A 21,959-nucleotide genomic window follows, 5' to 3' on the forward strand; every position below is an offset into this window, starting at 1 on the left:
TGACGCGGCAGATTGCGCCGACTACGCTTTGTGCAAACTCGAAAATGCGTAAGGGCGATGGCCTGACGAAGGTCCAGGCCGGTCGTCACGCAGATTGAAAATTCCCGGGGGGCGGAAATGTCGAGCGACATGGCGGCGACCATCTCGAAAGCGCGCGAGCATTCCATCGGAGATCTCCTGCGCCGCGCAGGCAGCCGCGAGCCGGGCAAGCTTGCGGTGAGCTGCGGCAGCGTGAGCTGGACCTTTGCCGAGATGGACGCGATCTGCAACCGGCTCGGCCGCGGCCTGCTCGGCCTCGGCGTCAAGAAGAAGGGCGATCGTCTCGCCGTGCTCTCGCGCAATTCGCACGCGTTTGCTGCCCTGCGCTTCGCGGTGGCGCGGATCGGCGCAGTGCTGGTGCCGATCAACTTCATGCTCAATCCGGACGAGATCAATTTCATCCTGAAGAGCTCCGGCGCGAAGCTGCTCGCGACCGGCCCCGATTTCGTTGAGCCGGCGCGCGCCGCGAGCGCGAAGGATTGCGCTGTCGAAAAGATGATCTGGCTGCCGGGCGAGGATCTCGCCGCGCCGCCCGCGGGCCTCGCCACCTTCGACGATCTGCTTCATGCCGACGGTTCGTACCTCGAGGCGTCCGTCGACAGCCGCGATCTCGCGCAGATCGTCTACACCAGCGGAACGGAATCGCTGCCCAAGGGTGCGATGCTGACTCATGAAGCTGTGATGTGGCAGTATGTCAGCTGCATCATCGACGGCGGCATGAGCGTGGACGACAAGTTCCTGCATGCGCTGCCGCTCTATCACTGCGCCCAGCTCGACGTGTTCCTGGGGCCGCAGATCTATCTCGGCGCTTCCGGCGTGATCACGGGCGAGCCGGCCGCGGACAACATTCTGGCGCTGATCCAGGCGCACAAGATCACCTCGTTCTTCGCGCCGCCGACGATCTGGATCGCGATGCTGCGTTCGCCGAATTTCGACAAGACCGATCTCTCGACGCTGCAGAAAGGCTATTACGGCGCCTCGATCATGCCGGTCGAAGTGCTGCTTGAGCTGCAGCGCCGGCTGCCCAATGTCAAATTCTGGAACTTCTACGGCCAGACCGAAATCGCGCCGCTCGCAACCGTGCTGCGGCCCGAGGATCAGCTCCGCAAGGCCGGCTCCGCCGGCAAGCCCGTGCTCAATGTCGAGACGCGTGTGGTCAATGTCGCGATGGAGGACGTCAAGGTCGGCGAGGTCGGCGAGATCGTTCACCGCTCGCCGCATCTGCTCTCCGGCTATTACAACGATGCCGTCAAGACCGCGGCGGCGTTCTCCGGCGGCTGGTTTCACTCCGGCGATCTCGCCACCGTTGACGCCGAAGGCCACATCACAGTGGTCGATCGCGTCAAGGACATGATCAAGACCGGCGGCGAGAATGTTGCCAGCCGCGAAGTCGAGGAGATGGTCTATCGCATCCCCACGGTCTCCGAAGTCGCCGTGGTCGGCCTACCCGATCCGCGCTGGATCGAGGCGGTGACTGCGATCGTCGTGGTCAAGACCGGCGAGACGCTGGATGAAGATGCCGTCATCCAGCATTGCGCCGGCCAGATGGCGCATTTCAAGGTGCCTAAGCGCGTGATCTTCGTCGACAGCCTGCCGAAGAATCCGAGCGGCAAGCTGCTCAAGCGCGAGCTGCGCCAGCGCTTCGTCGGGGCAGATACCCTCCGACAAGGGGATCCAGAAGAATTTTGGGGCGTGAGCTGATTGCGCGGTGTTGTCGGGAGGCACCGCGCGCCCTCGTGGCTCGTCCCTCAATTTAGATTATCTCCAAATAGACCGGGGCTGCACGCCGCGGCGACGGTGCGTCGCCGCGGTTCGGCAACTCTATCTCGCTGATCCCGCTGGTGAAGCTCCCTGGAAAATATTCGGAAATACGTTGTCTCTCGCCGTCGCACGTTAGATCGATTCTAGCTGAGGCATATTGTCTCAACGTCACCTCGCAGTTTATTGCCGTCGTCAGTCGAGCGAACGGCTTGCAGGTTTGGGTGAGGCGCTCGGCTGCGAGAAGTTCTCGCGATTGAAACTCTGGAATTCAGAATCCGCCGGCGATCTTGCGTCGCCGGGGAGCGATGTCGGCTTGCTGAGAGGCGCTGCGGGACTTCGATGGTGGACAAATCGTTTGAAGACAACCGTCCGGACTCTGAGCAGCTGGCGGCGCGTGCGCCGCGAACGGTTACCAGCCGCGACCTCCTGGGAGGTGAACGGCTGCTCGTCATTCAGCACGAGGAGGAGGTCTACCGCCTGCAGCTCACGGCCGCAGGCAAGCTCATCCTGACGAAATAGCGGGCGTGGTTTTGGGGAATTCCCGCACATAGCGGAAGTGAACGCAGGTCACGTTTTCAGCCAGCCACCTCTGCGACAGCAGAGGAAGCCAGCCACAGAACAGATCGTCGAAGGTGGTCTTGGCACAAACCCGAAAGAGGGGGCGATGGTTGGAAAGAATTACCCGTTGACGTCTTGGCGAGCGGGGCAGAAGCGCAGCGTTACGTTTGAAGCGGTCGGGCGGATGCCAGGATATTTGGGCCGTGTCGCCCGCGCCGTCGCGCTTGCCACGGTCTTCGCGATGGCTGCCTCGGTCGCCTCCGCCGAAGAATCGATTTTCGCCTTCGTCTACACGACCGATCTGCTGCCGCAGGGCAAGTCCGAACTCGAGCAATGGATGACTTGGCGGCATCAGAAAAACGGCGGAACCTACGATCAAATCGAGGGACGTACCGAGTACGAGTACGGCCTCGCCAGCAACCTGCAAGGCGCGATCTACCTCAACTATGCCTGGACGCAGGCCTATCACAACGGCCCCTTCAACGCGACGACACCGCCCGAGCAATTCGCTGACTACACCGCGGGTGCGGACGATTTCTTCAATGCCAAGCGCTTTACCGGCGTCTCGGGCGAACTGATCTACCGCATCCTCAGCCCTTATACCGACGGCATCGGCCTTGCGCTGTACACCGAGCCGACCATCGGCAAGAACTTCTTCGAGTTGGAAAACAAGGTCATCGTGCAGAAGAACTTCTTCGACGATCTACTGACCATTGCGGTGAACTTCACTTACGCGCCGGAATATCGCAACGTCCCCAGCGACGACAACCCGACCGTGTTCAACTGGCAGGAGGAGACCGACATCAATTTCGGGATCGGCGTCTCCTACCGCTTTATCGAGAACTGGTCCGCCGGATTTGAATTCCTCAACGAACGCGAATTCAACAGCTTCGATTTCAGCCATTTGTCGAACAGCGGCTACTATCTCGGCCCCACCATCCATTTTGGCGGCGAACACTTCTTCTTTACGGCGACCGCGCTCTGGCAAATGCCGTGGGCGACCGTTCACACCGATACGGTGCCTGGTTCGCTCGTGAACCATCTCGTGCTCGACAACGACTTCGAGCGATTCCGCTTCCGGTTCAAGGCCGGCTACACGTTCTGAGGTGATGCGATGAAAGCAAGTCATTGGGTGTGGCTCCCTGTTGCCGCGATCAGCACCTCGGCCTATGCCACGACCTATTTCAGCGTCGAGCAGGCGCAGCGGGCGATCTTCCCGGGCGCCTCGTTCACCAGCGCGGGCAAGCCGAACACCTGGCGGACATCCAATGGCGGATACTTCGTCGTGGAACGTGTGGTGGGCAAGCACGAATTCATCACGGTGGCGGTCGGCGTCAATCCGAACGGCACGGTGAAGCAGATCGAAATCATGGACTATCGGGAATCCTATGGTTACGAGGTGCGGGACGCTTCGTGGCGCGCCCAGTTCGTCGGCAAGAGCGCGAGCTCGCCGCTGGATCTCGGGGCCGACATCAAGAACATCAGCGGTGCGACGCTGTCGTCCAAGCACATTACCGACGGCGTGAAGCGAGTCTTGCAAAGCCTGAAAGGGTGACCGATGAGGCGCGCGCGCCCGCTGCTGGGAACCTTCGTCGAGATCGAGGCCAATGGTCTTGCCGATCCGGAGCTGGAGCGGGCTATCGCGCACGCATTCGAGGCGATCGAGCGTGTACATCGGTTGATGAGCTTTCACGATCCGCAGAGCGACATCTCGCGCCTCAATCGCCACGCGGTATCGACGCCGGTGGTCGTCGATCCCTGGACGATGAAGGTTTTGCGCAAGGCCCGCTGCCTGTACGAGGCCACTGACGGCCTGTTCGACTGCGTCGTCGGCTATGAAGCGATAGAGCGCGGGCTGTTGCCCTCGCTGGGTCTCGAGCGCGTCGAATGCGGGACATTTTCGGCGGTGGAGTTCGTTTCGGACAGGACGATCAGGCTCTCGGCGCGGATCGCCATCGATTTCGGCGGCATCGCCAAGGGCTTCGCCGTTGACCGCGCCATCGCTGTGTTGCGCTCGTATGATGTGCGAGAGGCGCTGGTAAATGCCGGCGGCGACATGCGGGTGATGGGCGAAGCGCCGCAGCCCGTCTTCATTCGTTGCCCCGGTGACGAGCGACACCTCGTCCAGGCCGGTCTCCTGCGCAATGCCGCGATCGCAACGTCCGCTGCCAGCGCGACGCTGCGCAAGGGCAAAGCATCAACGGGATCGCTCGCATCTGCTTCCGATCGGGCGGCTTATTCGGTCATCGCTCCGACCTGCCTGCTCGCCGACGCCATGACGAAAGTCCTGGTCCAGCTCGGCGATCCCCACGCCGGCTGCTTTGCGGAGTTCGGGGTCATGGCTTTTGTCACGTCCCCGGCTGCAATCAAGGGCAGGGCAGCTTGATCCATGCGTCTCGCGTTCTGGCAAAAGACGGCAGTCTTCTTCGCAGTCGCCGCGGTCGGACTATCGGGTCTGTTGTGGTTCGTCCTGCATGATATCGTGGCCGAAGATGGGAGCGAGCTCACCTGCTTCCTGCTGATGCTGCATGGTGTCGCCTCTTACGCGCTCCTGGTGGCTGTTGGTTCGCTGCTGCCGCTGCATATCCGGGCGGGATGGCTGCGCAGACGGAATATCGTCACCGGCATCCTTGTGACGGTGATCATGGCCGTCCTGAGCGTCACCGCGCTCATGCTGTACTACGGCAGCGAAGAGACACAGGCCGTCGCTAAGTGGGCGCATCTCGCATTCGGATTCGGTTGCCTGGTCTTATTCCCCGCACATGCTTTTCTGAGAGTGAGGCCGCGCCCATCCCATGACGAGCCTGCCATGGCTCAGGACACGAAGGGGCGTGCGGCGGAGCCTCGCTGAGTATCCGGTGGCGGGACCAACGGGCATCACCGCAATTTGCGCCGGCACGAACCAGAAAGTAACCTGCGCTGATCGCCGCACTTGTGATCGCGGGACCGCAATGTCATTTCATGCCTGCGGCGGTCTCAATCAGGAACTCAGCCATGCCTCTCTGGACCTGCGAAACCTGCGGCGCGCAATTCCCGAACAGCGGAAATCCTCCGGCCGTGTGCCCCATCTGCGAAGATGAACGGCAGTTCGTGAACTGGAAGGGCCAAGCCTTCCTCACGCGGGAAACGCTGGTGGAGCGCCACGGCGTCGTCTGGCGTGACGATCTCGGCCTGACCGGCATCGCGCTCGACCCAAGCTTTGCCATCGGCCAGCGTGCGCTGTTGCTGCCGCTCGATGATGGTTACGTGATGTGGGATTGTATCCCGCTGGCGACGCCGGAGGCGGTCGCGCGTGTCCGCTCGCTTGGCGGGCTGAAGGCGATCGCGATCTCGCATCCGCACTTCTATGGTGCGTTCGCGGACTGGAGCGAGGCGTTCGGCGGCATTCCGGTCTATCTGCATGCGGATGATCGTCAATGGGTGATGCGGCCGCATCCTTCGATCGTGCATTGGACCGGAGATAGCCATCGTATCTCCGATGATCTGCTGCTCCTGCGCACCGGCGGCCACTTCGCCGGCGCCACCATGCTGCATTGGTCGCGCGGTGCGGACGGGAAGGGCGCGCTGTTCGCCGGCGATATCGCGCAGGTGACGATGGACCGCCGCTTCCTCAGCTTCATGTACTCCTATCCGAACTACATGCCGCTCAACGCGGCCGCGGTACGGCGGATCGCGGCCGCCGTCGAGCCGCTCGCCTTCGATCGCATCTATGGCGCCTGGTGGGGCCGCAACGTCGCCTCCGGCGCGAAGGCCGCCTTCGCTGCTTCGGTGGAGCGATACATCGCGGCGATCGCCTGACGGTCGGAATTCCATTGCCTTCATCAAGTAGCTGTACTATTCGTACAGTTATTAAGTGCGGCGCAATGATGCGTTTGCTGGTCCGGCACGATCGATGCATCGTTGTTGCGGCGGGCGCGTTCTGCGGCCACGCGAGCGGGAATTGGACGCATGACCGGGCAGCGCGACTACGAGATCTTTGAGGCCGGCGACGTCGCGCTTCAATCCGGTGCGGTCTTTCCTGCGATGAAGCTTGCCTACCAGACCTACGGCACGCTGAATGCGGCCAAAGACAATGTCATCCTCTATCCGACCTCGTTCAGTGCGCAGCATTTCGACACCGAGTGGCTGATCGGTCCCGACGGCGTGCTCGACCCCACGCGCTATTTCATCATCATCCCGAACCTGTTCTGCAACGGCCTGTCGTCATCACCGTCGAACACCGCCGCGCCGTTTCCTGAGGTCAGCTATCACGACACGATCGGCGCCCAGCATCGGCTGCTGACCGAGCACTTCGGCATCACAAAGCTCGCGCTTGTCTATGGCTGGTCGATGGGCGGCATGCAGGCCTGTCACTGGGCGGCGCTGCGCCCTGATATGGTCGAGCGTGCCGCAGTGGTCTGTGGCAGCGCGCGCTGTGCGCCCTACAATCACGTGTTTCTCGAAAGCGTGAAGGCGGCGCTGACCGGCGATCCCGCCTTTCGCGATGGTCGCTTCGTCGAAAGGCCCGTTGCCGGCTATCGCGCCATGGGGCGCGTCTATGCCGGCTGGGCGATGTCACACGGTTTTTATCGCGACGAGATCTGGCGCGAAGCCGGTTTCACCTCGCTGGAGGACTATCTCGTCCGCGCCTGGGACGCGGCGTTCGCCCGGCGCGACGCCAATGATCTCTTGGCGCAGGTCGGCATCTGGCAACGCGGCGATATCAGCGCTTGCGCGGCATTCGACGGCGATTTCGATCGTGCGCTGGCAGCAATCAAGGCGCACATGCTGCTGATGCCGGGCGCGACCGATCGCTATTTCGACGTCCGCGACAACGGGGATGAGCTCGGCAAGCTGGTCAACGCGAAATCGGCCGTGCTTCATCCGATCCCGTCGCTGCACGGTCATCGCGCCGGCAACCCCGTCAACAATCCGCGCGACAAGGCCTTCCTCAAAGCCGAGATCGCAGCACTTCTCAGCAAGTAATGCAGGCATCCGATCATGACTGACGCGACTGTTTCTGAGCCCGGCCATCGCCTGAAGCCGCTGAGCCCGGCCATCCTGCGTGAACTATCGGTGCGCTCGAACCTCAGGGGTGCGGCGCAAAGCCTCGGTCATTACGGCATGATCGTGCTGGTGGGCGTGCCGATCTGGATGGTGTCGTTGCGCTATGGCGTGCTCTGGGCACTGCCGCTGATGGCGGTGCAGGGCTATCTCGTCGCCTTCCTGTTCATGGCGGTGCATGAGACGGCGCACAAGACCGCGTTCAGGAGTCGCGGCCTCAATCTTGCGGTCGGCTACCTCTCGGCCTTCATCATCGGCTTGCCATACGAATATTACTGCCTGTTCCACTGGGACCATCACCGCTACACCCAGGATCCGGAGAAGGACCCGGAGCTGATCGTCGGCGTGAAACCGACATCCGATACGCAACTCGCGATCGCCTATAGCGGATTGGTCCAGGTTGCCGGCCGCCTCCGGCTGATGCTCGGCCATGCCATCACCGGCAAGGTGGTCGTACCCTGGATTCCCGAGAACAGGCGCGGCACTATCGTGACTGAGGCGCGGGTCTATTTCGCGTCCTACGCGCTGTTGCTCGCATTGTCGCTGTGGTTCTGGTCCGCGCTACTGCTGTGGGTCTGGATCGTACCGCTGATCATCGGGCAGTTCTTCCTGCGCCCCTATCTCTACGCCGAGCACACCGGCTGCGAGCGCACCCGCAGCGCGTTCCAGAACACCCGCACGACCTATACCGGCGCGATCGTCAAATGGATTGCGTGGAACATGCCCTACCACGTCGAGCACCACGCCTATCCCTCGATCCCGTTTCACGCGCTACCGAAGCTGAACGGAATCGTCGATGACGAGATCGTCTATCGCGGACGCGGCTATATCAGAACGACGCGCGAGACCTGGGCCTGGTTTCGCCGGCATCGGAAGAGCGCTTAAGCTCAAAGCAAAGCTCCGGCCGCAGTGCGACCGGAGCTTTGTCGTGACGGCACGATATCAGTAGATGCCGTAAGCGCAGACATTCACGACGCGAACGCGCATGCCGTGGCGGGTCGGGACGACGCGTTCCTGGTAGCAGTTGCTGACGCCGGTGTTGACGTAGAGACCGCCATAACCGAAGCCCCAGCCGGGACCCCAGTGGTGGAAGCCGTGGGCCGACGCAGCGGTGGGCGCGAGGGCGGCAGCGCCGAGCGAACCGGCGGCGATCAGGCCAAGAGCAAGCTTGCGAAACATTTTCATTCTCCAGTGTGGCGCGAGGCCGTTGTTGTGTCCCTGCTTCTCGGTCGGGCCGAAGCGTGATTGCGTTCACACGGAGGAGGGAGAATCGTGCTTCAGGATTGTTTCGTCGGTTGCGGCGAGGTGCGCCGTCGTCAGGCTTTCCGCGCCGCGCGATAGCGCGCGGCCATCGCCTGCGTCATCTCGGCCATCTTCTCGCGGAGATCGGCGGGCTCCGGCACCTCGGCCTCGGACCCGAGCCGCAGCAATTCGGCTGCGGCATGCCACGACGTCTTCCCGGTCGGCACCCTTGCGATGCGCCAGCCGTCGGCATCGATCGTTTCTTCGATCTCTGTGCGCGCCCTGACGTAAGGCTGGCTCAGCGCATCGAGCAGTTTTGCGCCGAGTGGCGAGAGCCGCACGATCGCGATGTTCGGGTGCATCTCGGCCTCGAGCCGCAGCGTCGCATCCTGCCAGTAGGCGGCGAGATCGAAATTGGCGGGACGATCGAAGCGGTCGTCGAGCGCCGTGCAGTCGAGCACGCGCGCGATGCGATAGGTACGCACGCTGCCGTCGACCTGGCCTGCGAGATACCAGCTGCCGCCCTTCAGCACGAGGCCGAGCGGGGCGACACGGCGCTGCTTCTCGGCGCGCCAGCTCCGGTAGCGAATCTTGATGAGTGTCCCGCGCAGAGCCGCGCCCGCAATTGCACGCAGATGTTTTGGCTCGTCCGTCTCGCCGAACCAACCGGGCGCGTCGAGGTAAAAACGCTGCTGCATCCGGCCGGCGTCTTCGCGCAAGTTCGCGGGCAGCGCCGCCATCAGCTTGTTCTGTGCGGCGATCATCGCGGCATCCAGCCCCAGCGCCGCCGCCGGGCCCGGCAATCCCGCCAGGAACAGCGCGCCCGCTTCGCTCTGCGACAGCCCGTTGAGGCGCACGCGATAGCCGTCGAGCAGGCGATAGCCGCCCTCTGCGCCGCGGTCGGCATAAACAGGGACGCCGGAGGCCGCGAGCGCGTCGATGTCGCGATAGATCGTGCGTACCGAGACCTCGCAGGCCTCCGCAAGCTCGGGCGCAGTGACCTGTCCCTTGGCCTGGAGGGTGGTGAGGATCGACAGCATCCGGCTCGCGCGCATGATGTCTTAAACCATACCTGACACAGGATGTCAGGTATGGTCGGCTACAAGCGGGTCCATCTCAAGCCGGCCCAAGGAGATCCGCCATGACCGCTCCGAACCGCATCACGCTGTATTATTCGCCGCAGAGCCGGGCCACCGGCACGCGCGTGTTGCTGGAGGAACTCGGCGCGCCCTACGACCTTCACGTCCTCAACATGAAGGCCGGCGAGCAGCGCAGGCCTCCCTATCTCGCCATCAATCCGCTCGGCAAGGTGCCGGCGGTCCGCCATGGCGAGGCGTTGGTGACCGAGCAGGTCGCGATCACCATCTATCTCGCCGATCTGTTTCCGCAGGCCGGCCTTACGCCCGCGCTCAGCGATCCGCTGCGCGGTCCCTATTTGCGCTGGACCGCCTGTTACGGCTCCTCCTTCGAGCCCGCGCTGATCGACAAGTTCATGCAGCGCGAACCTGCGCCGATCACGCAGTCGCCCTACGCCGATTACGACACCATGCTGGGCGACCTCGAGACGCAATTGTCGAAGGGGCCGTATCTGCTCGGCGAGCGGATGACGGCTGCCGATATCCTGTGGGGTGTTGCATTCAGCTGGACTATGATGTTCGGTATCGTGCCGAAGAAGGATGTTTTCGTCCGCTATGCCGAACGCATGACCTCGCGGCCGGCATTCCAGCGCATCAACGCAGTCGATGACGAGATGGCGGCGCAGCATGCTGCGGCTGCGGGTGGGTGAGGGCAAACCCCAATCTCCGCTGTCGTCCCGGGGCGTGCGAAGCGCGAACCCGGGACCCATAATCACAGGGTTGTGTTTGGCGAAGACTCGGAGTTGCCAGCCTCATCCATAACCACTCCCTGTGGTTGATGGTGTGGACGGCCCCCTACGGCATCAGTGTGCCAGAATGAGGTTGTCAGAAACTCATTCACAGGAGCCGTCCGTGAACCAGATTATCCGCATTGGGATGGATACGTCGAAGTATATTTTTCAGCTGCATGGCGTTGATGCGTCTGAGCAGGTCGTGTTGCGCAAGCGGCTTAGCCGCAAGGCGATGCTGGATTTCTTTGCCAAGCTGCCGCCGACGGTGGTGGTGATCGAGGCCTGCGGGGCGGCTCATCACCTGGCGCGAGAGCTTGGCAAGCTGGGACACACGGTCAAGCTGATCGCACCGCAGCTGGTGAAGCCCTATATACCGCGCAACAAGAACGACGGGCGCGATGCGGACGGGCTGTGCGAGGCCGCAAGCCGGCCGCGGATGCGGTATGTGCCGGTGAAGACGGCCGAGCAGCAGGCCGCGCTGATGCTGCTGGGCGTCCGAGAGCAATTGGTCGCACGTCGCACGCAACTCTCCAACATGATCCGCGGGCATGCGGCGGAGTTCGGTCTGATCGCGGCCAAGGGGCTGGACAAGCTCGCCGCGTTCCTGACAGCGATCGGGCAGGACAAAGGCGTGCCGGCGCTGGCCCGGGAGCTGTTTGCAATGCTTGCCCGCCAATATGAGCAGGTGCAGGGCGAGCTGAAGGCCATCGAGGCTAAGCTTCTCTCCTGGCACCGTGCCGATGCCATGAGCCGGCGCCTGGCGCAGATCCCGGGGATTGGTCCGGTCACCGCCGCAGCGCTGGTGATGAAGGCGCCCGATCCACATGCCTTCCGCTCGGGGCGGCTGTTTGCCGCCTGGCTCGGCCTGACCCCAAAGGACCATTCCACCGCGGGAAAGACCAGGCTCGGCAAGATAACCCGTGCAGGCGATGAGACCTTGCGTCAGCTGCTGGTGGTTGGAGCAACCTCGGTGGTCAAGATAGCCAAATCGAAAGCTCGTGGGCCGAGCTGGCTGATCGAGCTTTTGAAGCGCAAGACACCGAAGCTGGCGGCGGTGGCGCTAGCCAACAAGATGGCCCGCATCGCCTGGAAGCTGATGACGACGGGAGAACACTACGACAGCGCGCGGCGTGAGGCGCGAACCGAGGCCCAAACGGCCGCCGCCGTGTGATCGAGAGATTCGGCCGGCCGGCGGGTTAGCCCACCGGCCGAACCGGAGCTGCAAGAGCAGAGGAGATGGTGCGATCGATCGTTCGAGATGCGAGTAAATCCGTGGGACCCATTGGCCGAACAAGGTCGCGTGGTTGATTGGAACTCGTGTCGCGAAAACCATCTTGGCCAGCGGTCCTCCGACAAGCCGCATCAATAGGCCGGACATATGGATGCAAGCGATCCGATCAAACATCACAAAGCTCTTGTGCCACGGGGGCCGTCCACATATGGGTCCCGGATCTGCGCTCCGCTTCGCTGCGCTTGTCCGGGACGACAGCGGAGCGTGAGATGCTGCCCTCGTACTCCTGGCCAAGCACTCAAAACCGCGGCGCTCTCTTCTCCGCAAACGCCTTGATGCCTTCCTTGATCTCGTCGCCGCGCATGCTGTCGCGGTGGCGCTGATCGGCGGCGGCCTCATCCAGCTCGCCGCGGGCGAATTCGTTGATGGCGCGCTTCATACCGCGCATGGCCTGCGGCGCGTTTCCGGCGAGGATGTTGGCGAGCTTGTCGACTTCCTCGTCGAGTGTTTCCACCGGCACCATGGCGGTGAGATAGCCGATCCGCAGCATCTCCGGCGCACTGATCTTCTGTGCAGTGAGAAACAGCTTCTTGGCGTTGTCGACGCCGAGCCGCGTCACGTAGCGTTTGATGCCGCTCCTGTAATAGTGCAGCCCGAGTCGCGCCGCCGGCATGAACATCTCGGCGGTGTCGACGCCGATGCGGAAATCGCAGGCCAGCGCGAGGTCGGTTGAGCCGCCATAGACGCCGCCATTGAGCCGGCAGATCGTCGGCACGCCGAGGTCCTCCAGCCGGTTGACGACGACTTCGAACGCCGAGCCCGCGCTCTGTTGCGCGTTGGCGCTCGCTGCTCGCTCGGCGACCGAATTGAGATCGTAGCCTGCGGAGAAGGCGCGTCCCGTGCCGGTCAGGACCAGCACGCGGATATCAGGATCGGCCTCGACCCGGTCGAACAGCTTGACCAGTTCGCCGAGATCCTCCGCCTGAAGCCGGTTGAGATGCTTGGGCCGGTTCAAGCGGATGGTGGCGCGTGCACCATCGATTTCGAGCACGGGGCCGCTGGCCGCGTCGGCTGTGTCCGACATTCTTGTCTCCATTTACTTGTTTTCGAGCGTGCGGCGCTTCGCTTCGGCGTCGATCGTCTCGGCGAGGTCTGGGTGCCGCGCCATCAGCACGCGGAAGTCGACGAGGTCGAGCACCAGCAGCCGCGACACTTTCGTGGTCGAGACATTGGCGCCGCGCATGTTGTTGCCGAGCAACGCCATCTCGCCGAAGAAGGCTCCCTCGCCGAGCTGAACCTTCTTGCCGGGGAGGTCGACCTCGACCGCGCCCGCGGCGATGAAATACATGCAGTCGCCCTGCGCGCCCTTGCGGATGATCATGGTGCGCGCCGGCAGCTCCATGGTGCGCAGCATGTGGGTGACATCGGCGATGGCTGCGGGCCCGAGCGCCGCGAAGAACGGCACCTTGCTGACGGATTCCCAGGTCTTGAGGAAATTGTCGCGCCGCGTCTCCGCCGCGAATCCGGTCGCCAGAATACCGGTCCAGAGGCCGAACACGCCGAGGCCGGAGATCATCACCAGCGCCGCGACCATGCGGCCGAGCGGCGTGACCGGCACGACATCGCCATAGCCTGTCGTAGTCAGCGTGACGACCGCCCACCACAGCGCGGCAGGGACGCTGCCAAACGTCTGCGGCTGCACGTCCCGCTCCAGAAAATATTCGGCGACAGAGGCCAGGAAAACCACCATCAGGAAGATCACGAGCACGCTGAGCAGCGGCCCCGATTCCAGCACCAGCACACGGCGGAGCTGGCGCAGGCCGGGAATGCCCGGCACCACCTTCAGCACCCAGAGCACGCTCAGCAGCCAGGCGGTCTTGGGCTCGGCGCCGAGGATCAGGGCGACCGGCACGGCCAGCGCCCCCAAGGCGTCGACCAGCCCGGCGGAGGAGGACATATAGAGGCCCAGCCGCCCCTGCCGCGCCATGTGGCGCAGCCGGACCAGCCATTCGAACACGAAATAGACGAGACAGGCCCACAGCAGGAAATCGACCCAGCGATGGGCCGCCGCGTATGCCGGATCGAGCGTCAGCAGCACCATGCTGACCACGCCGACGGTTACGGCCACATAGGCCGCCTTGGTCATGTTGCGGCCGGCGGTGGCGGCCACGAATTGGGCCAGAGCGGGAAACATCGGCTTGGACATGCGGAATGGCGGCTCGATCTTGGTGCTCGCGGTCCCGGGCTGGGACTTGGGCGCCAAAGTGCCCGCCCGCACCGGAGCCGTCAACGACGGGGCGGGCAGCCGGACCATCCGTCCGGATCAGGGCGCGGACCGGGCTTGCTGACTATTTGAAATGTGGAGGTTCGTCATAGCCGCGGCGGCTGCTCAGAAACAGCAGCATCATGAGGCCGACGCCGACGACCACGGCGAATCCCGCTCCCAGCGCCAGGGCCACATAACCTTCCGTTGGGATCGGGTCGCCTCCGAGAGCCAACGGTTGCGGCCGGGAAACGGTTCCAGGGGCGGCAGGCCACGATTCGCCAAAAGCAGGCGAGCACCCGACATCCAGGCGCGAATCGATAGGTCAGGCACTCTGAGCTGTCTTCACCACCACCACGTTGCTGTCTTCGGGCGGGGGAAGGGCGGCAGGGATGGTCGCCTTTTCGATCTCGCTGGCGTGGCGCTTGAGGTAGTCGCGGCGCATCCCGATCTCGTCGCGGACGAATTCGTAGCCGAGCTTGAAGGTATCGAGCCCGTCGGTACTGATCGTGCCGTCACGCAAGCCGATCACCGCGCCGCGCAAGATGCCCTCGAGCTCGTCCTGCAGGCATTCGAGCTGATCCAGCGAATGGGCGTGCTCGATCCGCTCGCCGATATCGAGGATGGCGGTGGAGAGCTGGCTCGCCTTCTCCGGCGCGACGCGGGTGATCTTGGCGTAGATCGCCGCGAAGATCGAGCCGATGACGCTGAGCGCAGCGGCGCCCAGATACATCATGTCGCTGTACTTATCCATGAACGACTTGGTGTCGTCGTTGATGTAGTCGGCGGCGCCCTGATGCGCCATCACGTAGGCGTCCTTCTCGACGGAGGCGGGTTCGATATGGGTGGCAAAGCCGCTGTCGAGCCCGAGCGCGGACTTGTTCTCGTAGACGATGCGCGCGAGGTCGCCGGCGGTGGTCGCCGACATCTTGGATTGTGCAACCAAGAGCCATTCAAGCCCGATCGTGTCGAGATCGTCGTCGGGAATCTCGGGTGACGCGGACAGCGTGCCGGCTGTCAGCGTCTCGTCGGAAATGCCTGGGAATTTACGCGCCAGCGCCTTGGCCTCGTCGATTGCATTGAGCGTGAAGCCGCTGCGCTTGGCGACCTGCTCATAAGCCTTGTCGCGCACGGCCTTGGAGGCGTGGACGACGGCAATCACCGCGCCAAAGCCGCTGGCCGGCGCGAACAGCTTGTCCAGCGTCGCGCCCTGCGGCGCCATCTGGATCTTCGCGGCGTCGGGGCTGTCGGCGGGAATGTCGAGGATGCTGCGCACGAAGGCGAGGGACGACTCGTTCTCGGCGAGAACGGCGACCTTCTTCTTCTTGAGCTCGGCGAGCGACTTGATCTTCTTGTTGCCGGGGCCGAGCAGCAGCACGAGATCGTGCTCGAGGATCGCGAGCGTCCGCGCCCGCAGCGGTACCTTGGCGTCGGTGCGCAGGACGGCAAGATCGGCCTGCCTGCGATCGAACTGGGCGAGCGCCTTGGCGTTGTCGGCGTTGTTGACGATCTTGATCCGGAAACGCGAGGCGTTGTTCTTCAGCAGTGTGGCGAGCTTGGTGGCGAACAGTGCTTCGTCGCTGTTGGGAGCGCCGACGGCAAAGGTCAGCGTCTCCGAATTGTGCAACCAGGCGCGCCCGGCCCAGACGGTGGCGAGCGACAAGAGCAGGGTCAGCACGACATACAGCAGGACCTGCTGCTGGTTGGTCTTGATCACCTTGGGACGCCGTGGCGGCGGAAGCTCGGTCGACGAGGTCGGGCCTTCAGCACTCATGGCAGCACTGGCCTTATTCCTAGGGTGGCGGGCGGCACGGCCATTGCCGGCGGCACGCTCGAAAAAATCGTAAGCGTCTGAAAAAAGAACGATATTCCTCTACCTGAGGATGATAGCGCTCCAGCGAAAGAATGCAAATTCCGCGCCGAAGGTAACCTTACCCAACCGATCCGCGTCGTTTGGTCATGCTATCACCGTTTAGCCACAGTTGGCGATTTTCCAGTTCCCCCGGCTGCATTCCGTCGCGGGAGATGTCATAAATCAGCGGTCCCGATGTTCTGACGGGTCCAACAAGAAGTTGCGCTGAACGCTCCATTTTTCTTTTTAAGTCAACGAGGGCGTCAGCTTTGTCGTTTCCACCTCTGTCATCGGCGGTTCCGGTCGAAGCGCTCATTGGCTGGATGTTGTTGCTTACCTTCAAGCACATCATCGCCGATTTCGTGCTGCAGACCGCCTGGATGGCGCAAGGCAAGGACCAGAAGCACGGCTGGGCTTTGCCGCTTCTGGTGCACTGCCTGATTCACCTTGCAGTTGCGCTGCTGCTGATCCTGATCGTCGCGCCGAAATTTTGGTTCGTGGCGCTGATCGACTTCGTCATTCACATCACGATCGACCGCGCCAAGGGACTGGTCTCGGCCAATTTCGGCGTCAACCAGGAGCACCCCTGGTTCTGGACCCTGATCGGCGTCGACCAGGCGCTGCACCACCTGACCGGCTTCGGCCTCTCTATCTTCATGGCGGCGAACTGAGGTAGTGGCCCCGGGGCGCGGCGGCCGATTTCGTAGCCCGGATTGCGCTCCGCTCTATCCAGGCTACGCAGCTCTTTACGAGCCTTTACGAGCCTTGGCCCGGCCCTCTGATTCGCGGCCCACGCGCAGCCACCCCGGGTGACTACCGCCCGGGGTGGTTAACCTTTCATTAGAGAATTGCGCTGCATCTTCGGCTTCGAGGAGAACTGCAATGTTTTCAAGCCGCGACGCCTATGAAAGCGATTTCTGCCCGGTTCGCGACGAGCTCCTTGGCGAGATGTATCGCGCCAGCGAGAGTGGCCTGCCGAGGCTGGTTGAGAGTGTTTCCCCTGACGCGCGCGCCATGCTGGCGCTATTCTGCTATCGCCGCAGCCATCTTCATTCGCTGGCCGTCGCGATCGCAGCCGGTTGCAGCGAGCGCGACCTGATCGAGAACGGCGGCCGTGTCGGCTCGACGCTCTACGCGCTGTCGCGCGAGGGCGCTGCCAAATCGTCCCCGTCGCTGGCGGGTGGCCGCAAGCCGATCACGCTGTCGACCAAGCCGCTCTCGGTGCTCGCACCGCTGGACGACGAGATCGACGACGAGATCAGCGAAGCCGTCCCCGCTTAAGCGGCTTTTCGTTGGCGCATGATCTCCGCGCAAACGCTTTGCGTTTGTCGCGCCGGAAAACCGCTGCACACTTTTCCGGATCATGCGCTAGCGATCGCAGGCAGCCCGAACTTTCGCCGCGCCATCGCGCATTCGGCGTCGCCCGGCATGCAGGTGCGGCATACCTCCGGCCGTACCGCATAGATGCCGCACGCGGTCGCCTTGCCGATCTCTCCCTGCAGTGCTGAACAGCGATCGCCCTCGCAGCGCATGCCGGATTGACGCGCGTTGACTAGCGCCTCAGGAATCGCAGCAAGCTCCTCGTCGCTCTCGATCGAGAAGCGCGGCCAGTTTTGCGAGTAGCCGCAGCAGGCGCCGCAGCTCTGGCAAAAGATCGACAGGTCGATCGCGGACGTCTCATCCATCGTCGTTATGTATCCTTATCAGGTATCCTTTGGCGGGCCCCAGACCAGGCTCTGCCGCCATTTCGCGCGCAACACGTCACGCCGCTCCGGATATCTTTCGTCGAGATAGGTCGCATCCACGACACGGTCGGTGCGGAAGCTGCGAAAATCGCTGCGCAGCTCGCACCATGCCGCGAGCAGGCGCACGGCTTCGAGATAGCCGACCGAGATCGGCCAGATCATGCGCTCGCTGGGGCGGCCTTGCTCGTCGCGATAACGCAGCATGATCTTTTTGCCCTCGTGAATCTGGGTGCGCGTGCGCGCCATGTCCAGACGGTCCGGCTCCCTGTTCCAGCTCGGCCGCGCACGGCTTGCGGGCTCCAGCACGAAGGGGCGCAGGCGCTCGGGCACAGTGTCGGCGATCTTGGCCATCAGATCTTCCGCCGCGCGCGCCAGCGTGGAATCAGCATGGCCCGCGACCCATTGCGCGCCCAGCACCGCCGCCTCGATCTCGTCGGGTGTCAGCATCAAGGGCGGCAGGTCAAAGCCCTTCTCGAGGATGTAGCCCATGCCGGCTTCACCGCGGATCGGCACGCGCTGGCCCATCAGCGTTGCGATGTCGCGATAGATCGTTCGCTTCGACGTCTCGAGCTCGGCCGCAATCGCATCCGCCGTCAGCGGCTTACGGGTGCGCCTCAGCACCTGGATGATCTGAAACAGCCGGTCGGCGCGTCTCATGACAATTCCTTCATCGGCGACGGATCAGAAAACGGCGCGTGGCTGCTGACAGGATGCTGGCAGCAGGGGAGTTCTATACCGGGACAACACATCGACTGAAGAGGATTTGTCCATGATCATCCCAACCCATTTCGGTCCGGCCGGTCCGTTGTGGCGAAGCCAGGCCTCGTTACATGCCTCGCTGTATGCCCGGGTCTTCAGCCGCCTCACATTTTTCGATCTCACCGTCGTCGACCTCCGCGTTGCGCTCGCGACCATGCTGACACGCTCGCTGGTCCAGGCTGCGGACGCGCTGGTCCGCCATCTGATGGGCCGCGCCTGGCGGGGGGCCCGTTTCGCAGAAGATATCACGGCTGCTGCCACCATGGTGGCAGCAGCCCGGCACTAGGTTCCGTCAACTCTTTCGGCAGGTTCAGGAGAGCTCCCATGATCACGCTTTACGGCTTTGGCACCGGCTTCGGCCTGCCGGAAATCAGCCCCTTCGTCACCAAGACGGAGGTGCAGCTCAAGATGGCGGGACTGCCCTACCGGAAGGAGCGCGCGATGCCGCCGGCTTCGCCCAAGGGGCAGCTGCCTTTCATCGATGACGGCGGCGAGGCGGTGGCCGATTCCACCTTCATCCGCGCCCATATCGAGCGCCGCTACGGCTTCGATTTCGACGCCGGCCTTTCCCTGCACGAACGCGCCCAGGCCTGGGCGTTCGAGCGCATGATCGAGCACCACGTCTATTGGTCGCTGGTCGGCGCGCGCTGGGTCGATGCTGCCAATTTCGCCAAGGGCCCTGCGCATTTTTTCGACGGGGCGCCCGAGCACAGCCGCGAGAAGCTGCGTGAGGACGCGCAATTCCGCGTCGCCGAGAACTATCTGCTCTCCGGCCTCGGCCGCCACGCTCCCGATGACGATGTCGAGCTCGCGGTCCGCTCGCTGTTTGCGCTGTCGGTGCAGCTCGGCGACAAATCCTATCTGATGGGCAACAAGCCCAGTGGGGTCGACGCGACCGCGTTCGGCGCGCTCGCCGGAATTCTCACACCGTTCTTCGAATCCCGTCTGCGCGAGCGCGCGGAAGGATTTCCGAACCTCACCGCCTATGTCGACCGGATGATGGACACCTACTATCCGGAGTTTGCCTGGACGCCGCTGCGACAGGCGGCCTGACGCCATCACGCGGGTAGCGTAAAACAAAAGAGCCGGCCCATTGGGCCGGCTCTCGTTGTTCTGGAAACTGTCGGCGCGCTTACTTCACGAGCGTGTACTTGCCGTCCTTGACCGTGAGCAGGATGCGCGAGCGGTCGTCGAGACCGTAGCGGTCCTTTTCGGTGAAGTTATAGACGCCCTGGCTCGCCGCAATCTCCCGCTCCGACAGCAGCGCCTGGCGGATCGCCTCGCGGAATTCCGGCGTGCCGGGTTTTGCCGTCTTCAATGCCACAGGGATCACGCGCTTGAGGATCTCGAAGGCGTCGTAGGAATGGCCGGCGAACTGGCTGCGGCTGTTCGGCCCGTACTTGCCTTCATAGGCCGTGTTGAGCGCAAGGCCCGGCTTCTTGGTCGCGGCTTCGTCCGGCTGATCCTCGGGGTCCATAACCGGGCCCGACGCCATCAGCACACCTTCGGCTGCCTTGCCGGCGATGCGGATGAAATCCATGCTGGCGGCACCATGGGTCTGGTAGATCAGGCCCTGATAGCCGCGCTCGCGCAGCTCGGTCTGCGGCAGGGCGGCGGCGGTGCCGGAGGCGCCGACCAGGATCGCGTCGGGATTGGCGGCGACGAGCTTCAGCACCTGGCCCGTGACGGAGGTGTCCGGACGCGCGAAGCGCTCCTCGTCAGCCAAAGTCATGCCCATCGGTACACCCTGGGCCTTGAAGTCATTGAACCAGAGGTCGCCATAGGAGTCGGAATAGCCGATATAGCCGACCGTCTTCACGCCCTTCGACTTCATGTGCTCGTAGAGCACCTTGCCCATGATCGGAATCGGCTGCGGCATCGCGACCGACCACTTCATGCGCTCCGGTGTGATCGGGAACGGCGAGAGGCCGAAATGCGGAATGCCGGCCTCGTTGGCGACGTTCGACACCGCAATCGTCGGCGGCGTCACCGCCGAGCCCATGATGACGTCCGCCTTGGATTCGGTCACGAAGCGCCGGGCGTTGGTGGTTGCGGTGGTGGGATCGCCGCCGTCGTCGAGCACGATCACCTTCAGCGGCACGCCGCCGATCTCCTTCGGCACGAATTCCAACGCGTTGCGCTCGGGGATTCCGAGCGCCGCGCCCGGGCCGGTCGTTGTGGTGGTGATGCCGATGGTAATCTCAGCGGTCTGGGCCAGCGCGGGCAAGGCCGGCAGCGCCAGCGTGGCCGCCGCGACGGCAGCGGTCAGGTAAAAGCGTTTCATTGATTCCTCCCTTTTCGTGTTTCTTTGAAAGCAGAAATTCGGGGCTATTTCAGCCCCGTCTTTTGGTGATGTGGCGATTTAGCTCCGGATCTAACTCCCTGCGAATTTCGCTACCATTTCCGGCGGAAACGGTGCCGATTTCAGCTTGTCGGGGTTAACGGGATCGCGGCCGACCAGGACGCGGGTCTCAAAACCTTCGAGGGCGAGCGCCTCGCCCTTGTAGACGTTGTGCTTCACCTCGAAGCTCGAGCGCTTGATGCTCTCGATCTTCGTCTCGATGGTGATCCAGTCGCCATAGGTCGAGGGGATGTAGAACTTGGCCCGCGTGTCGACCATGGGGATGCCCACCAGGCCGTATTTGCGGACCAGGTCCTGCTTGGAGAACCCGGCGACCTCGAACAGGGTCGACGTCGAATCGTCGAACATCGCGAAATAGCGCGGGTAGTAGACGATGTTGGCGGGGTCGCAATCGCCCCACTGGATCTGGACGTCGCGCCGATTCACGAACATGCGGGGCTCTTACTCTAAGAAGTTACTTCGGCGCCATGCGCAGCGAGCCGTCGAGGCGCACCACCTCGCCGTTCAGGTACGAATTCTCGACCATGTGCAGCGCGAGCGCGGCGAACTCGTCGGCGTGGCCGAGCCGGCGCGGGAACGGGATTGCGGCGGCAAGCGAATCCTGGGCTTCCTGCGGCAGATTGGCTAGCAGGGGCGTCAGGAACAGGCCGGGCGCGATCGTCAGCACGCGAACGCCGAATTGCGCCAGCTCGCGCGCGATCGGCAGCGTCATGCCGACGATGCCGCCCTTCGAGGCCGAATAGGCCGACTGGCCGATCTGGCCGTCATAGGCGGCAACCGAAGCGGTGTTGATGATGACGCCGCGCTCGCCGGTCGCCTGCGGCTCGAGCCTGGACATCTCGGTTGCGGCGAGGCGCAGCATGTTGAAGGTGCCGATGAGGTTGACCTTGATCACCTTGTCGAAATCGGCAAGCGCCATGGGCCCGTCGCGGCCGACGACGCGTTTGGCAACGCCGATGCCGGCGCAGTTGACGAGAACACGCGCCGGGCCGTGCGCCTTGGTGGCCTGCGCGATCGCGGCTTCAGCGGAAGCGGCGTCGGAGACGTCGCAGGTGACGGCCACGCCCTTGATTTCGGCGGCAACGGTCTCCGCGAGCTTGGTATTGAGATCGCACACCGCGACCCTGGCGCCCTGTGCCGCCAGCTTTCGCGCGGTGGCGGCGCCCAGTCCCGATGCGCCGCCGGTGACGATGGCTGCCTGATCTTTCAACAACATGGCGTTCTCCTTTGGCGATGA

At 63.5% G+C, this 21,959-nt stretch carries 24 protein-coding genes and 1 pseudogene; 15 read left to right on the forward strand and 10 right to left on the reverse strand.

Annotation, left to right across the window (positions count from 1 at the left end; genetic code table 11):
• The first annotated feature begins 117 nt into the window (after nt 1–117).
• From V1280_RS33465 to V1280_RS33505, 9 genes and pseudogenes are all read left to right on the forward strand, one after another.
• A pseudogene (locus tag V1280_RS33465) lies at nt 118–1,735 on the forward strand (acyl-CoA synthetase).
• 404 nt (nt 1,736–2,139) lie between these two features.
• On the forward strand, nt 2,140–2,319 hold the full coding sequence (gene hemP / locus V1280_RS33470) for a hemin uptake protein HemP (RefSeq protein WP_334534647.1): 180 nt from the start codon (nt 2,140–2,142) through the stop codon (nt 2,317–2,319).
• 223 nt (nt 2,320–2,542) lie between these two features.
• Nucleotides 2,543–3,463, forward strand: coding sequence for a DUF6662 family protein (locus V1280_RS33475; RefSeq protein ID WP_334534649.1), 921 nt, complete (start codon nt 2,543–2,545; stop codon nt 3,461–3,463).
• Between the two features lie 9 nt (nt 3,464–3,472).
• Entirely contained in the window at nt 3,473–3,913 is a 441-nt protein-coding gene (locus V1280_RS33480; RefSeq protein WP_334534651.1) for an FMN-binding protein, read from the forward strand.
• 3 nt (nt 3,914–3,916) lie between these two features.
• A complete protein-coding gene (locus tag V1280_RS33485) occupies nt 3,917–4,744 on the forward strand; it encodes an FAD:protein FMN transferase (protein ID WP_334534653.1) in 828 nt (275 codons plus the stop codon).
• 3 nt (nt 4,745–4,747) lie between these two features.
• Nucleotides 4,748–5,209: a hypothetical protein gene (locus V1280_RS33490; RefSeq protein WP_334534655.1), complete on the forward strand. Its 462-nt coding sequence runs from the start codon at nt 4,748–4,750 to the stop codon at nt 5,207–5,209.
• Nucleotides 5,210–5,352: 143 nt separating this feature from the next.
• The gene (locus V1280_RS33495) at nt 5,353–6,156 is read left to right on the forward strand and encodes an MBL fold metallo-hydrolase (protein ID WP_334534657.1); all 804 of its coding nucleotides are present in this window, start codon (nt 5,353–5,355) and stop codon (nt 6,154–6,156) included.
• A gap of 150 nt (nt 6,157–6,306) precedes the next feature.
• Nucleotides 6,307–7,323, forward strand: coding sequence for an alpha/beta fold hydrolase (locus tag V1280_RS33500; protein ID WP_334534659.1), 1,017 nt, complete (start codon nt 6,307–6,309; stop codon nt 7,321–7,323).
• A gap of 15 nt (nt 7,324–7,338) precedes the next feature.
• Complete coding sequence (locus V1280_RS33505; protein WP_334534661.1) at nt 7,339–8,286, forward strand: fatty acid desaturase; 948 nt, start codon at nt 7,339–7,341, stop codon at nt 8,284–8,286.
• Between the two features lie 57 nt (nt 8,287–8,343).
• On the opposite strand, the gene V1280_RS33510 is transcribed toward V1280_RS33505, so the two are convergent.
• Together V1280_RS33510 and V1280_RS33515 are read right to left on the reverse strand one after the other, a co-directional pair.
• The gene (locus tag V1280_RS33510; RefSeq protein ID WP_148771245.1) at nt 8,344–8,580 is read right to left on the reverse strand and encodes a hypothetical protein; all 237 of its coding nucleotides are present in this window, start codon (nt 8,578–8,580) and stop codon (nt 8,344–8,346) included.
• 137 nt (nt 8,581–8,717) lie between these two features.
• Complete coding sequence (locus tag V1280_RS33515) at nt 8,718–9,698, reverse strand: helix-turn-helix transcriptional regulator (protein ID WP_334534664.1); 981 nt, start codon at nt 9,696–9,698, stop codon at nt 8,718–8,720.
• Between the two features lie 86 nt (nt 9,699–9,784).
• Between V1280_RS33515 and V1280_RS33520 the strand changes: the two genes are divergently transcribed.
• Nucleotides 9,785–10,429 (forward strand): glutathione S-transferase family protein, encoded by a 645-nt coding sequence (locus V1280_RS33520; RefSeq protein WP_334534666.1) that lies wholly within the window; start codon nt 9,785–9,787, stop codon nt 10,427–10,429.
• 202 nt (nt 10,430–10,631) lie between these two features.
• On the forward strand, nt 10,632–11,681 hold the full coding sequence (locus tag V1280_RS33525) for an IS110 family transposase (RefSeq protein ID WP_334520477.1): 1,050 nt from the start codon (nt 10,632–10,634) through the stop codon (nt 11,679–11,681).
• A 358-nt stretch (nt 11,682–12,039) separates the two neighbouring features.
• Here V1280_RS33525 and V1280_RS33530 read toward each other — a convergent pair whose 3' ends face one another.
• From V1280_RS33530 to V1280_RS33540, 3 genes are all read right to left on the reverse strand, one after another.
• On the reverse strand, nt 12,040–12,825 hold the full coding sequence (locus tag V1280_RS33530; protein ID WP_334534668.1) for an enoyl-CoA hydratase/isomerase family protein: 786 nt from the start codon (nt 12,823–12,825) through the stop codon (nt 12,040–12,042).
• Nucleotides 12,826–12,837: 12 nt separating this feature from the next.
• Complete coding sequence (locus V1280_RS33535; protein ID WP_334538480.1) at nt 12,838–13,947, reverse strand: cyclic nucleotide-gated ion channel; 1,110 nt, start codon at nt 13,945–13,947, stop codon at nt 12,838–12,840.
• A gap of 382 nt (nt 13,948–14,329) precedes the next feature.
• The gene (locus tag V1280_RS33540; RefSeq protein ID WP_334534670.1) at nt 14,330–15,778 is read right to left on the reverse strand and encodes a TAXI family TRAP transporter solute-binding subunit; all 1,449 of its coding nucleotides are present in this window, start codon (nt 15,776–15,778) and stop codon (nt 14,330–14,332) included.
• A 401-nt stretch (nt 15,779–16,179) separates the two neighbouring features.
• Here V1280_RS33540 and V1280_RS33545 point away from each other — a divergent pair, with 401 nt between their 5' ends.
• Both V1280_RS33545 and V1280_RS33550 read left to right on the forward strand, forming a co-directional pair.
• Nucleotides 16,180–16,527, forward strand: a complete 348-nt coding sequence (locus tag V1280_RS33545) for a DUF3307 domain-containing protein (RefSeq protein WP_334538481.1) — start codon at nt 16,180–16,182, stop codon at nt 16,525–16,527.
• Nucleotides 16,528–16,738: 211 nt separating this feature from the next.
• A complete protein-coding gene (locus V1280_RS33550) occupies nt 16,739–17,137 on the forward strand; it encodes a hypothetical protein (protein WP_334534672.1) in 399 nt (132 codons plus the stop codon).
• 80 nt (nt 17,138–17,217) lie between these two features.
• Here V1280_RS33550 and V1280_RS33555 read toward each other — a convergent pair whose 3' ends face one another.
• Nucleotides 17,218–17,541, reverse strand: coding sequence for a YkgJ family cysteine cluster protein (locus tag V1280_RS33555; protein WP_334534674.1), 324 nt, complete (start codon nt 17,539–17,541; stop codon nt 17,218–17,220).
• Nucleotides 17,542–17,559: 18 nt separating this feature from the next.
• Complete coding sequence (locus tag V1280_RS33560; protein WP_027530661.1) at nt 17,560–18,258, reverse strand: helix-turn-helix transcriptional regulator; 699 nt, start codon at nt 18,256–18,258, stop codon at nt 17,560–17,562.
• A gap of 112 nt (nt 18,259–18,370) precedes the next feature.
• On the opposite strand from V1280_RS33560, the gene V1280_RS33565 reads away from it, so the two are divergent.
• Together V1280_RS33565 and V1280_RS33570 are read left to right on the forward strand one after the other, a co-directional pair.
• Nucleotides 18,371–18,646, forward strand: a complete 276-nt coding sequence (locus tag V1280_RS33565) for a hypothetical protein (protein WP_334534678.1) — start codon at nt 18,371–18,373, stop codon at nt 18,644–18,646.
• Nucleotides 18,647–18,684: 38 nt separating this feature from the next.
• Entirely contained in the window at nt 18,685–19,413 is a 729-nt protein-coding gene (locus V1280_RS33570; protein WP_334534680.1) for a glutathione S-transferase family protein, read from the forward strand.
• Nucleotides 19,414–19,492: 79 nt separating this feature from the next.
• Here V1280_RS33570 and V1280_RS33575 read toward each other — a convergent pair whose 3' ends face one another.
• The 3 genes from V1280_RS33575 to V1280_RS33585 all read right to left on the reverse strand — a co-directional run bounded on the left by V1280_RS33575 (nt 19,493) and on the right by V1280_RS33585 (nt 21,938).
• On the reverse strand, nt 19,493–20,644 hold the full coding sequence (locus tag V1280_RS33575) for an ABC transporter substrate-binding protein (RefSeq protein ID WP_334534682.1): 1,152 nt from the start codon (nt 20,642–20,644) through the stop codon (nt 19,493–19,495).
• A gap of 90 nt (nt 20,645–20,734) precedes the next feature.
• Nucleotides 20,735–21,154 (reverse strand): acyl-CoA thioesterase, encoded by a 420-nt coding sequence (locus V1280_RS33580; RefSeq protein ID WP_334534684.1) that lies wholly within the window; start codon nt 21,152–21,154, stop codon nt 20,735–20,737.
• 22 nt (nt 21,155–21,176) lie between these two features.
• Nucleotides 21,177–21,938, reverse strand: a complete 762-nt coding sequence (locus tag V1280_RS33585; protein WP_334534686.1) for an SDR family NAD(P)-dependent oxidoreductase — start codon at nt 21,936–21,938, stop codon at nt 21,177–21,179.
• Nucleotides 21,939–21,959: the final 21 nt, after the last annotated feature.

The organism is Bradyrhizobium sp. AZCC 2230 (assembly GCF_036924495.1).
GTDB lineage: Bacteria > Pseudomonadota > Alphaproteobacteria > Rhizobiales > Xanthobacteraceae > Bradyrhizobium > Bradyrhizobium rifense.